The following is a 13,241-nucleotide window of genomic DNA, read 5'->3' on the forward strand; positions in this document are numbered from 1 at the left end:
GGTAAAATATTGTTTTATACAGGCGTATAAGTCCGCAAGCAATGGATAGACATCTCCTTGAAATTCAACGGTTCGACCTTAATACGGCTGGGGTGAATCATATACCCTAACCGGAGATCGAACCATCAAAAATCCTTATTTCTGGACAATAGAGCAGGTTTTTAAAATGAAAAACCCCTCTTTACTTACGTAAAAAGGGGCTGTACCCCCAGACGTACTAAAATCGAACCAGTTTATTGAACAATTAACCATAATAAGCTCAATACCAATAAGTTAATGAATTTTGTTTATTTTCGCATGCAGAATTGTTTTGAAGTGTTATTATAAGATGAGATGCGAACTAACATAAAACTTGTGTCAAAATATTGAAGTTGAAGAAATTATTATATCGTTCATCACAGATAGTGAAAACGTAACTGAATTAGTTAAGCCAGTTCATATTGACCTTGGATGAAGTATTTTCGTCAATTTTTATTAGAGCTCTGATGATCGAACTATTTTCTAACAAGTATTGGTGGAAGATAAATTGTGGCACAAGATTAACCATTGATGTGATTCTAGCATCAGTAAGCTTGCATATCTTAACATTCTCAGAAATAGATAAGTCAATGTTCTGATCAACATTGTTTTCAGGATTGGTTTCCTTTACCTCAGGGAAACTGTCATATATTATAATGTCAATCCAAGATTTGGTTGATCTTCTTATTTCTTCCGCATACCTTTTTTCTACATCAAAAACGGAAACCCAAGTTCTTAAATTTTCCTTTAGAACTTCATCATCCTTGTCTATAGCATCAATCGAAACATTAAACTGTCCCTTTAGACCATTAGAGATATTCGGTTCTTCTAGACATTCTAATTGATATTCAAAATCCTTATATGAATATTTGGAGTTATATGGATAAAAGGAAGTCCTTCGATGTTTTTCTAAAAAATTATCAAAAAGTATATGGTCGGCACCTTTGACTCGTTGATTACACCTCAGCCCCATAGGAAACAAATTATTTAGATTAACCGCCGAAAAAGGATATTGACTGCTATTTAAATAATGATCATAATCTGGCCGGCCCTCGGTATCAATTAAAGTGTAAGTTTCTAACCCACAAAATGTACAAATCGATGGGTTCTTGCTTTGAAAAGATTCGAAGTGATCATTTAAACTGGTGTTTAAGGTTTTTAAAATTGGTGAATCTTTAGAAGTAAGAATATAAGAATATAACCACTGAAATAAATTTTTACCAGTTGTAACCTGAAAATCAACTATTGCGCTAATATTTTGTGGTAGGTCATCAAGACCTGTTAGTGATGCGGCCTTATTTAAGCAAAGCTCAATTATGTCATTATTTTCCAGGAAAGTTTTGCTCAAAAGGCTGACTTCATCTTGTGAAAGGCTTGTTTTACATCTATGAAAAAATCCCTCAAAATTTTCTTTCAACTTGCCTTTCATTATGTCATCATTTACCCAAGTGGGAAAAAGTGAATTCGAAAATTCAGCAGTTTCAGCATCAGCAATTTTAGTAAAAAATTGTGTGAGGAGCTCATGAATCTTTTCAATTTCATGTTTGGATGAATGTAATTGAAATAGCATCTTATTTTTTATTTTTTTGTTCCTCTATTTCCTTTATTACATAAAGTTTCTCGACTGAATCTCCAAATAGATTGATTTTTTGCTTATAAACTGACTCAGTTGCGTTTACCAAGCTTTCTAGATCGGTCAATGACTTTTCCGATACTAGATTTTCAAACTCAAAAGCATTCTTCAGTATATTTGAAAAAGATGCTCCATAAGTTTCATCCTCAATTCTAGAAAAATAGACTTTCTCACCATTTTTTTCTCTTGTAAATTTAAATACATTGTACCCGTGACAATCTGACAATATAAAGGGGGAGTGTGTTGTCAGCAAAAGTTCATGATTTCTACATTGTATTAATGAATTTAGTTGACTGAAAAATTTACTCCTCCATTGAGGATTAAAGTGTGTGTCTGGTTCATCAAATAAATAGATAATTTCTTTACTACCAGGCACATCAAATAATAACATCGCCCCAACTACATGGATAAACTGGTGTTCACCATCACTTATTTTCATATACTCGGTACGAACGGTAGGTTTTTTTAAAACCAACTCTACTTGTTCTATGCTGAATATTTTGTCTAGAGTCGCTATTGTGGGGAATTTCAATAAAATTCCATTCTCCCGCTTCTTTCTGAGTGTATTTCTGTATTCTTTCTGAACTGAAAAAGTATTTAGCAGATTCAGCTTATAAAGGGCAGTAAATAAGTTCTGACTATTCTCGAATTCATTCTTAAATTTTAATCTAGTAGCATTATTAACAAGATAGTCAAAGTAATATACATCTCCTCTTTTTTTATCTGGAGTCAACAGGTTATAGCAAGTTGCACACTTTTTTAACTTGTCGATATATGTCTCAAATTCTGAAGGAAGATCAATTTTGTTTGTGCTATAACCTTTATCCAATCGAATTACAATTCTAAATGAGTCAAGTCCTTTGATCCTTGTGGTATCCTCAAAAACTGTCTTGGCCTTTTCTTCGTTTAATAAAAAATTAGAGATTAGAATAGCAGCATTCGAGTCAAAATCCATAAGAGTCAAATTGGGCTGTGATATCTCATCTTCATCAATAGATGGAGATTTTTTTTTCATATTAACCCTATATGTCACCTCTCTTGCATAATAGTCTTGCAATTCGATGAATGGCATACTTAGCAACTCATTAGAACCCGAAGTGTAGGCAATGACTCTCGGTAGAAATTGTTGGAAAAAATCATCATCCACAACTTTAAAATTTCCATTTTCGAATTTTGAAAAAACAGTTTTAATAGTTCTAGACTCTTTAAATCGTTCAATTTTAACATATTCATCTTGCCCCTCGACATTAATCTTATACTCTATCTCAAAAAATATTTGAAGTCTTTTTTTGTTATCAGCATATGGAGTATAAGGCTTTGGGGTTACATGATAACTCAAGAAAAAAACATCAAGAAAATAGAATATATCGCCAAGAAGCTCAAGAAAATTAGATTTACCTGACCCGTTCAATCCAACAAGACAAATTGGATCGATTTCATCCACAATAAATTTTGGCTTTGGGAAAGATTGCTCAAAAGGTTCTAAACTTCTATACCGCTCTAATAGTTTAAGTCTAACTAGCTTCATTATTTTGCAATTTTAAAAATTAAACCATCTTTTTTTGAATCTTCGATCTCTAAAAATACTTCTGATGAGTCATCACCTATTGGTTCTCGTAAGTAATTAAAGAGTATGTCTTTCAAATCATCATAGTCAATCTCAATTCGAGCATAGACAAGTTTCTCAAGGTCTTGAAAGGTAAATGAATTCTTATTGAAATTAGATTGGATTATTTCTTTAATCACCTCAATGTCTGGTAATTTAGTCGGTACTTTCTTAATTGATTTCTTCATTTTCTCAATGCTAATAGACAAAGCTTTATGCTCTTGAATCTCGTCAAATAATAATTTAATTCCCTTTTCTGTAGATTTATTTGAAATTTCTCCTTTAAAAATTTTTTCTTGGTAGTCTAGAAAAAATGTGTCCAATTTTGTAGATATTAAATTTGCCTTTACAATTAACTTATTAAATAGCACTAATGATAAATTAGCCTGCTCTTGCAATTCACGATTTAAAGGAAAGCTTAATTGCAATAAACTGGAGAAATAAAGTCTTGACCTTACACTACCTCTGGTAAGGGAGTTGATCTCTTTTAAACCGATGTCTGATTTTAAAAATTTTAAGAGTAGCAAAGGACTAATTGTGTCCTTTATTCTAAAAACGACATAATCTGGGCTAGTTATCGCCAATTTTTCACCATTATATATACCGATTGATCCGATGTTTATTCGCATCGGATTATATACAAAATCGCCAGGTAACACAACCTTATAAGTTGAAAAATTCGACTTTCTTGTAGAGCGCAAGGGAATTACTCCTTTAAAGTTGTCAACACCAACTTTTAATAATTTTTCAAATCCTTTCCCAATCCGGTCGTTACTTTGCTCTAAATAATCACCAAGTGAGAGATTGGAATCGTTTATATTATGTTCAGTGAAATAACTTAATAACCTATCACCAATAAGACTGAGATTTTCAATTCTTGCTTTAATTTGCTCGATTCTTTGCTTTAGAGATCCAATTTTGTCCGCAAAAATTGATTGGGTTGAAAGATCAGGAATTGGAATTGGAGTCTTTAAATATTCATTAAAATTTAGATTACGGAGATTTGTTGTCTGTGTTTGTATATTATTGAAATGACCTGACAAATACGAAAAATTTAAAAAATGATAGATATAGTTAGGGTTAACTGCTCCGCTAAGTCTTATTTGCCTGAAAAAATTGGAACAAACGAGTGGTGATTGTTCGCTTAGAATAGTCTCATTATCGATCTGTATTACTCTACCAACCGGCTGGTCAGGCCCGCCTCCAGATATTTCAACCACAATGTCATTTGCTAAAAGCTCTCTCTTTTTTAAACTATCTTTTTTTATTGCCCTCTTTGCTGCATTAAATGCTTTATCACGAGACCAAAATTTATAATCAGTACCTCTTATGACTTTTACTTGTATAAAAGAAGGATTAATATTACTTTTTACCTCACTTCCCCAATCGCCTCCAAGTGTGTGGATTGCGATATCTTCGAGCGAAACAAATCCCCAACCATTCTTTTTGTTACTTTTCATTATTTAACAAATTGAAACAGTTCTTTAAACTCCTCGACAATAGATTCTAGTTCTGAGATTGCTTCAGAAATAATTTTCTCAGAATTTTTTGGCTTGTTTACAGTACTTTTTACATCAACATCCCAAGAAAAATTTAATTTATAATTACCTCTAATTATTTCTTCAATGGGAAATCGTTTAAATCTTGCATTTTCCTGCCTATTAGACTTACCATTTTCATCTTCACCAAAACATCTTTCAAATTCTACAAACTGCTCTTTACTTAGAGGTCTTCCTCTCTTTGTTATTGAGGGAACATTGGTTCTAGCGTCATATATCCAAACCTCATCAGTTGGAACACCTTTTTGGAAAAATATTACATTTGCTTTTACGCCTTGGGCATAAGGACTAAATGTCCCATCTGGCAATTTCAAAATTGTATGGAGATTACACGAACACATTAAATCTTTGAGAACCTCAGAGGCCTTATCATCAAATAAGCAATTGTCTGGCAGTACCATTGCTGCTCTACCCTCATTTTTCAGTGAATGTTGTACATATTGAACAAAGTTTAGCTGTTTATTACTAGTCTTCACTATAAAATCTGTTCGTTGGGGTACTTCACTCGATCCCTTTGTGCCAAAAGGTGGATTTGTCAAAACACATGAAAGTTGATCTCGAATAATATTATCTGTTCCGTATATTGTATCACCAAGCGTTATCAAAGGTTCCACGCCATGTAAAAAAAGATTCATTAAAGCCAAACGCTGTGGACGATTTACCAGCTCTTGTCCAGTGTAAGTTTGTGTCCTTAATTTAATTTTCTCCTTTGAAGAAAGTTTGTCAATCGCAAAGTTATCTAACAACCATTCATAAGCAACAATCAAAAAACCGCCTGTTCCACATGCTGGGTCACTTATTTTAAAATCATCTATCCCAATTGGGTTGGGTTTCATCACATTAACTATCGATTTAATAACTTCTCTGGGAGTAAAATATTGACCTGCCCCCTTTTTACCTTCGCTCGCTGCCTTTTCTAGTAGACCCTCGAATGCAGCTCCTTGAACATCAATATCTAAATCAGTCCAGTTTTCCTCATCAATTAGTTGAATAAGCTTTTTTAAATTTTTGCTGTTATTGATTCGAGGGATGGGTTGAGAAAAAATGTCTCCGAGAATCCCGTCTTGTTCTTTCAGTTCTTTGAGCATACTGACATAGTGATCCATCAAAGCTTCTCCTGAGAGATCTTTTAATGTAATCCATCTGCAGCTATTAGGAACGGAAACGCCCTTTTCTTCTGCCATTTTTAGAAATAAAAGATAGGTTAATTGTTCAATATAATCCCCAGAATCTACACCATCGTGCCTCAGGGTATGGCAAAAACCCCACAATTTATTGACAATATCTGACATTAAAAAAAACTTTTAGACTATAAAAGTAATTAAATGTTATCGCATTTTTTTTGAAAAAAACCTAGCAGAGAGTAAAGTCCTATAAATCAAATTGAATCTATTGATTGGAGAATAATTTTCATTTCTAAGGGCTTCAATGAATGTAAAGAACACTTAGTAGCGGACAACATGCTCTCCCCATCAATTGTCTAATTGCTTTAAAGAAGATAACAGAATTTATTGCCCGCAAGGGCCGCCCGATATTTTAGACAATATCAGGTAGCCTTTGCCATTATAGGAATTGTTGTTAATTCAATGCATTCACTCCAACTTTTGCAAACTCGTTGCATAAATCAAACGTAGTTTGCGCCTTTCCTAATGCGTTGCCTGTCATTATAGATTTAAACTTTGTTTCTGTGTCTTTGTAGCTTTTTACGTTCTGAAAATATCCCGTTACACCATTGTAAGCACCAAACAAAGTACCTTTTGTAGTTTCCATTTGCTGGGTCGGACTTGTGGAGGTATATTCCAAAACATTATCTACCATATTGGTGAACACACTTGAAAATTCATCCTGTTTTCCTATTTGGAGGTTCTGCAAGGTTTCTTTATTTGGTGCCATTGCAATCTGCACCAATTTTTTAACCTGTTTATCGGTAATCTTAACTTTAGCCCATTGATTAAAAACGTCCTCCATTTCTTTTGCTAATAGATTGGTTATGCCTAACAGTTTATGCGCTTCTTTTAACCTGTCGTGTGCGCTTGCGGTGTGGCGTATTTTAACTGCGTTGCTCTGATTTTTCAATGCCGCATTTAATGTGTTTTGGCAACAAATGCGAATAGGCGTAAAAGATGCGGTAATACTTCCAAAACCATCGTGCGAGGTGGTCAAAAATAAAAACTGCTCAATTAAATCGTTCTTGCCAACTTTGATGTATTCGGGCAACTTAGCGGTAATAAAAATGCGTTCACCTTTTCCCAATGCTCCCGCTGTTTCGTAGTTAATCCCATCTTTTCCGCCTACAATGCTATCAAAAAATGAAAATGCATCAATATTCTGTACAACGTGGTAATCCCTGCCAACTACGCCCAAAACCTCGTCAGTGTCTGTTCTTACTGTTGCATAATGATTTGGTACATCTACACGCCATTCCATTACAATGTCGTTATCCTCTGTTTCTGGCGTGGTATCATCTCCATAAGTAAACAGGTTTCGTTTCTCTACGATATAATCTAAACCTGCGTATTTAATCGCTTCTGCGCTTGTTGGGTAATTTTCTATAATTGTACCCAATCCGTGCCAAGCTTTTTCTTTGACAGAAAAAATGCTGTGCTTCTCTGTCTTGCTGTTATAATTTAGGTTGTGCGACATGATGAATGTTTTTTATGTTTCTTACTCTTGATAATAGAATTTCAGTTTCCAATATGTTGACGTTTGCAGTATCGGTTAAGGTAAGTTTTGACTGCGTTTCTATTTCGTTAACTATATCCGATAACTGCGTATGGTCGGCATGGACTGCCACGCGGACCATAATAAATAAGGTTTCGTATTTCATCTTTTTTGTGAATGTTGTTTTTTGAATTTATCTAACTGCTGATAAAATGCCTTGGGGTTTTCCTCTTCAAACTCTAATCCATAGCCAATCCAATACAACTGGTCTAAGAATTCAATAAATGCCTCAAACATGATATTAAGATTTAGTGAATAATTAAACGCCCCACCGCATGGCAGGGCGTTCTATTGGGTTACTTGGTTGGGATAAAGATTTCGCCCTCGATTTCTGCCAATTTATCTACGCAAAGTGTATTGACCATCTTAGCAACTGCATTAATAATAAATGGGTTTTTGGTTGTAAATTCCCTGCCTTTATCATCTTCAATCGTCAATTCGCAACGCTGAAAATGTGTGCTGTCTGTTTCTTCCGCGTCGTCTTTTTGCGCCACTTCAAAGGTTTCAAGCGTTCCAATTGTTTCTAAAAGTTTGCCCCTTTGATTGATGCGACGGTTTAAATCCAACGCCAATTTTATAGTGGCTTCTAAATTCATCGCAGGTTTTTCTTCTTTCAACTGCTCTTTGATTTCAATTTTGGTCGGCTCTGCCTTTGGTGCTTCGGCTGGTACAACGATAACTTTTGATTGTTCCTTTGGTTGCTCAACTTTAACAGCTGTAGGATTTGCCGTTTCTGATTCCAATTTTGGTTTTTCTTCGTTTTGCTGATTGGCGTCTTTCAATGGTACCGCCGGACGGATTGCCGATTTATCAGTAGAATTGGTTTTAACTGCTCCGTTTTCTTTTCCGCTTGTGATTACTGTAGTTTTCATAACTTCTGTTTTTTAAATTGTTTTCGATAATGATTTGAATTATTTGCGCTAATAAATGGGTTCTGTTATTTTGTGCTGTGGGTGGGCTTCTGCCTTTTGTTTCGTTCATGGGTTTTCGCTTTAAAAATTCAGTCGGCAGGAGCCTCCTGCCTTTTTGTTAAACCCAATCACCTGATTACAATCCAATAGGCGGGCAAGACTTTGCGAAAAAAAATACTACCCGAAGCGAAGCGAGGTGTGGAGATTTTTTTTCAGCAAACCCGTAGGGCTTGGTCTTGACTAGCCTAAGGGATTGTTCAGAAATTTTGGCACAAAAAGGTTGGGGGTAATTTTCTTACAGTTAAAAAGCAGTAATCAGTAGCGGAAAATTGAGGGAATATCTATGGGAATAATTTAGAAAGATGGAGTCGGGTTAGTAGAAATCGAGTTTTGCCAATACTTGTCCATCTGCTTGTATATTTCTTGGAATTGTATTAATTTTTTTCATTAATTTTAATGGATAAACTCCATTATTGAATTTTTTATGCCCAATGATTAGCTTTAAAAATAGCGTTCCAGCACTCCCAGTAGTCAGCATCAAAAAGGCTGTCGATTTTTATCAAACCAAAATGGGATTCAATGCCCGTAACCAAGAAGAGACCTTTGCCATACTGGTGCGTGGCAATGTCGAAATACATCTTTGGCAGGCATGTGACAAGAGTTGGAAATTCAGGAGCCTAGTACTTTTTCTTAAACCAATCTGGAGTGGAGCCGAAACGTTTATTGCTGGAACGGCCAGTTGTAGGGTCGAGGTCGAGGGTATTGATGAGTTATATTCAGAATACAAAGCACAGGGAGTGCTGCACGGTGAGCATTCAGTTGTCGAAGAACAATATTGGGGACACCGTGATTTGGCAACATTAGATCTTTATGGAAACCTCATCACTTTTTATGAAGTGGTAAGCTAGCCACAGCAGGAAGTTCCTTGTTGGATGGGTGGGCATTTGACTGTGCCATAGCTACAAAATACACAGCAGTCCCCAGCAAGTGGCTTCAGTATTGTTCCACAGTTTTCGCACCCATAAAAATACTGGCAGGAATCGGTGGGCATTTCTTCATTTTTTGCAAAGCCGCAGGTTGGGCAGGTGATAGTCGAACTGGATATGATTGCTTTAGCCATTTATTTTTTACTTATTATTTTATTTCTGTAGCCTATTTTCCTTATTTTTCTGCTGATGCTGTCAGCAGTTATACTGTCTGGATTGTAACTGACCAAAGCCATTCTTTGTTCAAATGAGGTAGTGGAACTGGCAATACCACTAATCCCCGTTAATCCCCCGTCGATGTGGCTAGTACAGCCTTCGCAGCTCATTCCCTCTATAGAGAATTTCACGCTGGCAAGTTTTTTATTTACCGTTCCGTTTATGGGCACTGTTTTTGGGTTGGCGTAAAGCAAACTTGAATAATAGGGAAAAGTTATCAACAGAGCAGAGACTACCGTTACGACCATCAGAAACTTTTTTGACACCATAAAACTTTTTTTCTGCACCTCACATCCACAGTTATCTTTTTGTACGTTCTTTGGTTTCAGTAGATTGTACCATGCCAGTGTGAACACCAAAATGGTCAGTCCGATAATATATGGCCGATAAGGCTCTATCCAACCAAAATAGGTTGAGGCGCTGCCTGCACCCCCGATGACGGCAAATAAAGGGGCAATGCAGCAAAGTGATGCCGTAAAGGCGGCAAACAGGCCTGCTATCCAGCTTTTTTTTAATCCTGTACTCATGGTTGTATCGTTGTTAAATGTTTTTGTAGTTGATTGAAGAACGGACGAAGCAGGTCAAGTTGTGAAGCCTTAATTGAATAGAATATGGTCTGGCCAGATTTTACGGAATGGATCATACCACCATCCTTCAGCTTACGAAGATGCTGTGATATGGCAGGGATGGTCATATCTAATATGTCGCTAAGGTCGCACGGACATAGCTTGCCCTCTGTATCCAAAAGGAAAAGTATCTTTAATCTAACCTCATTTCCTGTTAGCGAAAGCAGCCCTGACAATTCCGAAAACAAACTATTGTTCTCCAAGATTTCCCTGCAATTGTTGATCTGTCCCTTGTCGGCGAATATTCTCTTGCAAACGTTCATAATCAAATAAAGGACAAAGATAGGTATTTAAGCAATTACTTAAATACAGAATGTGTTAAAAAAAATGCGGCAATGTTGAGTTGCCGCATTCTAATATATCATCTATGGTTAACTATGGTTTAATGAGATAAAGCCAGATATTTTACCTGCCTAAGCCTGTGCTTTGAGCAACTTCTTTGTCCTTTCCTTGCTCTTGTTTTTTCGAGAAGATATTGGCAACCTCAAGTCCGGTTTCTTTTAGGAACTGCTCTCTTTTTTCTGGTTTACCATCTTCTCTATAGAAGTTAAGCTTTCCGTAACGTACAGCAGTTTCCAAATACATTTTTGCTTCTTGTCCTTCTTTTTCTACTGTTACAAGTTGTCTGTTTCCGTTTATCAAAGATGTTTCCAAAGCCGTTGCTTTTTTGGGGTCAGCCATTTCTTTAATCTTAAAATCATCCAATAGGGCTTTTACATCAAACCCATAAGCATCTGTAAATTGGCGAAATGTTAGGTTGTTCTGACGGTCTCTTTCTTTTTCGGTGTCTAACTGCATCCAGGCTTTGTATGGCGTACCTTCTCTACTCAACAAATCATCACGATAAACAGCTCTTCCCTGAACCAAATTTGCTGCCTGTTCTTTAGAAAAGCCTTTTCCATGATCTAACCAAAAGGTTTGCGGAATTGATGGAGAATAATAATCCCGTTTGAAATCTTTAGAGACATAGTTCACCTTTCCTTCCTCCATGTTAGCTAGCATGGTTTTATTAGCGGCATCCTTACCAACCGCAAGCTCACTATTGCCGTTCTGTTTTTTGAAAAAATCTATTGCTTCAGCGACGTTTTCCAATTTTTTAACAATGTTTTTTCCTTCTTCGGTTTTAGTGATCACCATATACTTTTGGCCTTCTTGTAATGGTTTGCCCTGATTATGTACTGCCTCCAGTTTGTTAAGGTAGTAATAGTCTGATTGACCAGATTGCTTAAAATGCAGGGTAATATCTACTTGGCCTCTGCTCGCTTTTACTTCATCATAGAGCTTGAATGCCGGATCATCATTTTTCATGTGCTCTTCCATTTTCGTAATTAACGCTTCATCGAAGCCTAATTTCTTCATCTCATCTTTGAGATCTTCCAGATTATTTAAGTTCATATTAATGTGAATTAGTTCTTTTTCTTTATTTATATTTTTCGCGCTGTTCAACACCTTTTTCAGATGTTCGATAACATGCCTAGTAGGATAAAGTTGAAAGTCGCGATCGTAACCTCTGTAGTCATTCATATATTCTTCTGCAACCTTTCTTTCTTTGATTCCTGGCAAATGCCAAGGGCCTTCTACTGGATAGTAGTTATTGATTACCGTCCAGATATATCCTTCTTTCAAGTCCCGATCTAGGTTGATAATTGTCGCATTCAATCGCAACAAAGTCATCTCCAAGCGCATTTCAACTATTTTAGTTTATTATTCCGCAAAAGGATTGGATGATTTGCTTTCAGCTTTACCTTAATGCGTTTTACCTTTTTGGAAAAAAGGTTTTTTGCAGTTTCAATTCCCGCACCTGCAATTTGTGCTCCCATAGATTGGTCTAGGGTCATGAGCTGTAGATTGCGAACAGCATCATCAGAGCCACCATTAATAGCATCTGTTAATAACGCTTCTGGTGCTTCAATACCACGGATTCCATCTAGGCTATAAACTGATAGGTCAACAGGAACAATCCGATTGCCCAAGCGGATAGTTTTCACATCAAGCAACAATCTCTGATTAGCGATATTACAGATACCATAGATAAGCTGCCCCTTTGGCATCATCTGTCCATTCAGTTTTACGCTATCTAGGAGGCGTAGTTTGATCGTTGAGCCCTGCACTACTCTTTGATTATCTACAACAATTGCGGGTATGGCCTTGAACAAACTATCGGGACTATCTGCAACCTGATTGATGTATTTTTCCCTTACACGCTCTGGGTGCTGTATGTCCATAATGTTCTGGAGCACGGTGTTTAATTGATCCATCTCGGGGTCTGAACCTTTTCCCGATTGCATTGATCGCATCAGCATTTCCAATCGGTCGACATCATTTTTCATCCCAGTTGATTGCTGAATAGCTGTGCCTGAAGTATTGGTAGCTTTTGTGGGTGGTCTTGATAGTTCTCGGTTTAATGCTTGCAATTTTTGGTTAATTTGTTCAGTCTGAAAGTCTTCTCCCGTAGGATTAAATCCAAGCCGATCAGCAACACCTGCAATGTCATTTTTGGCAGTATCGTTTCCTTTCAAATTGTAGATGCTCAATTTATCGGAAGGGTCTACATTTTTAAATGTGGCATTTGGCAGTGAAGTATTAATGCCTTTGCTGGCTGATGTCGAAGGCTCATTTCCAGTTCCTCCACCCATCGCATAAAATGCTAGCGCCAAAAACGGGAGTATCAGTAATGGAATTACCAATAGCACCTTTCTTTTGTCTTTTTGTTTTCTTTCCATCTTTAAAATTTTTAATTGATTGTGATTAATTGATTGAATTAAATAGCAACATTGTGCAGTAGCAAGCAAATGCGATACAAAAGCCAAATAAGATATAGGAAATCGTTAGACGTGATAACCTACTTGTTTTGACATTTAAGTAATCTGCTAGATGACTTTGCCTGTCGATAATTTTTTTAGCAATTTTCTCTGCGATCGCATCATTAGATACAATTGCTCTTCTTTCTTTTTTAAATAGCCTC

Annotated in this window: 12 protein-coding genes; 1 reads left to right on the forward strand and 11 read right to left on the reverse strand. The window is 36.3% G+C overall.

Going from position 1 to position 13,241, the window contains the following annotated elements:
* Nucleotides 1–421 precede the first annotated feature (421 nt).
* From DHW03_RS00925 to DHW03_RS00955, 6 genes are all read right to left on the reverse strand, one after another.
* The gene (locus tag DHW03_RS00925; RefSeq protein WP_109923884.1) at nt 422–1,588 is read right to left on the reverse strand and encodes a hypothetical protein; all 1,167 of its coding nucleotides are present in this window, start codon (nt 1,586–1,588) and stop codon (nt 422–424) included.
* Between the two features lies 1 nt (nt 1,589).
* Nucleotides 1,590–3,179: a restriction system-associated AAA family ATPase gene (locus DHW03_RS00930; RefSeq protein WP_109923885.1), complete on the reverse strand. Its 1,590-nt coding sequence runs from the start codon at nt 3,177–3,179 to the stop codon at nt 1,590–1,592.
* A complete protein-coding gene (locus tag DHW03_RS00935; protein WP_109923886.1) occupies nt 3,179–4,717 on the reverse strand; it encodes a restriction endonuclease subunit S in 1,539 nt (512 codons plus the stop codon). The genes DHW03_RS00930 and DHW03_RS00935 overlap by 1 nt, the downstream gene beginning before the upstream one ends.
* Nucleotides 4,717–6,108: a class I SAM-dependent DNA methyltransferase gene (locus DHW03_RS00940; protein WP_109923887.1), complete on the reverse strand. Its 1,392-nt coding sequence runs from the start codon at nt 6,106–6,108 to the stop codon at nt 4,717–4,719. The genes DHW03_RS00935 and DHW03_RS00940 overlap by 1 nt, the downstream gene beginning before the upstream one ends.
* A 286-nt stretch (nt 6,109–6,394) precedes the next feature.
* A complete protein-coding gene (locus tag DHW03_RS00945; RefSeq protein ID WP_109923888.1) occupies nt 6,395–7,459 on the reverse strand; it encodes a DUF932 domain-containing protein in 1,065 nt (354 codons plus the stop codon).
* Nucleotides 7,460–7,833: 374 nt separating this feature from the next.
* The gene (locus DHW03_RS00955; protein WP_109923890.1) at nt 7,834–8,409 is read right to left on the reverse strand and encodes a hypothetical protein; all 576 of its coding nucleotides are present in this window, start codon (nt 8,407–8,409) and stop codon (nt 7,834–7,836) included.
* 530 nt (nt 8,410–8,939) lie between these two features.
* On the opposite strand from DHW03_RS00955, the gene DHW03_RS00960 reads away from it, so the two are divergent.
* Nucleotides 8,940–9,356 carry a VOC family protein gene (locus DHW03_RS00960; protein ID WP_109923891.1) on the forward strand — a complete coding sequence of 139 codons (417 nt, stop codon included), beginning with the start codon at nt 8,940–8,942 and terminating at the stop codon, nt 9,354–9,356.
* Here DHW03_RS00960 and DHW03_RS19610 read toward each other — a convergent pair.
* The 5 genes from DHW03_RS19610 to traM all read right to left on the reverse strand — a co-directional run bounded on the left by DHW03_RS19610 (nt 9,353) and on the right by traM (nt 12,999).
* On the reverse strand, nt 9,353–9,568 hold the full coding sequence (locus DHW03_RS19610; protein ID WP_109923892.1) for a GDCCVxC domain-containing (seleno)protein: 216 nt from the start codon (nt 9,566–9,568) through the stop codon (nt 9,353–9,355). The genes DHW03_RS00960 and DHW03_RS19610 overlap by 4 nt on opposite strands.
* Nucleotides 9,569–10,177, reverse strand: coding sequence for a mercuric transport protein MerTP (merTP, locus tag DHW03_RS00970; RefSeq protein WP_109923893.1), 609 nt, complete (start codon nt 10,175–10,177; stop codon nt 9,569–9,571).
* Nucleotides 10,174–10,539: an ArsR/SmtB family transcription factor gene (locus DHW03_RS00975; RefSeq protein WP_109923894.1), complete on the reverse strand. Its 366-nt coding sequence runs from the start codon at nt 10,537–10,539 to the stop codon at nt 10,174–10,176. The genes merTP and DHW03_RS00975 overlap by 4 nt, the downstream gene beginning before the upstream one ends.
* Before the next feature lie 142 nt (nt 10,540–10,681).
* Nucleotides 10,682–11,962 carry a hypothetical protein gene (locus DHW03_RS00980; RefSeq protein WP_109923895.1) on the reverse strand — a complete coding sequence of 427 codons (1,281 nt, stop codon included), beginning with the start codon at nt 11,960–11,962 and terminating at the stop codon, nt 10,682–10,684.
* A gap of 5 nt (nt 11,963–11,967) precedes the next feature.
* Entirely contained in the window at nt 11,968–12,999 is a 1,032-nt protein-coding gene (traM, locus tag DHW03_RS00985) for a conjugative transposon protein TraM (RefSeq protein ID WP_240618437.1), read from the reverse strand.
* Nucleotides 13,000–13,241 lie beyond the last annotated feature (242 nt).

Source organism: Pedobacter yonginensis (assembly GCF_003173595.1).
In the GTDB taxonomy this organism is placed as follows: Bacteria; Bacteroidota; Bacteroidia; order Sphingobacteriales; family Sphingobacteriaceae; genus Pedobacter; species Pedobacter yonginense.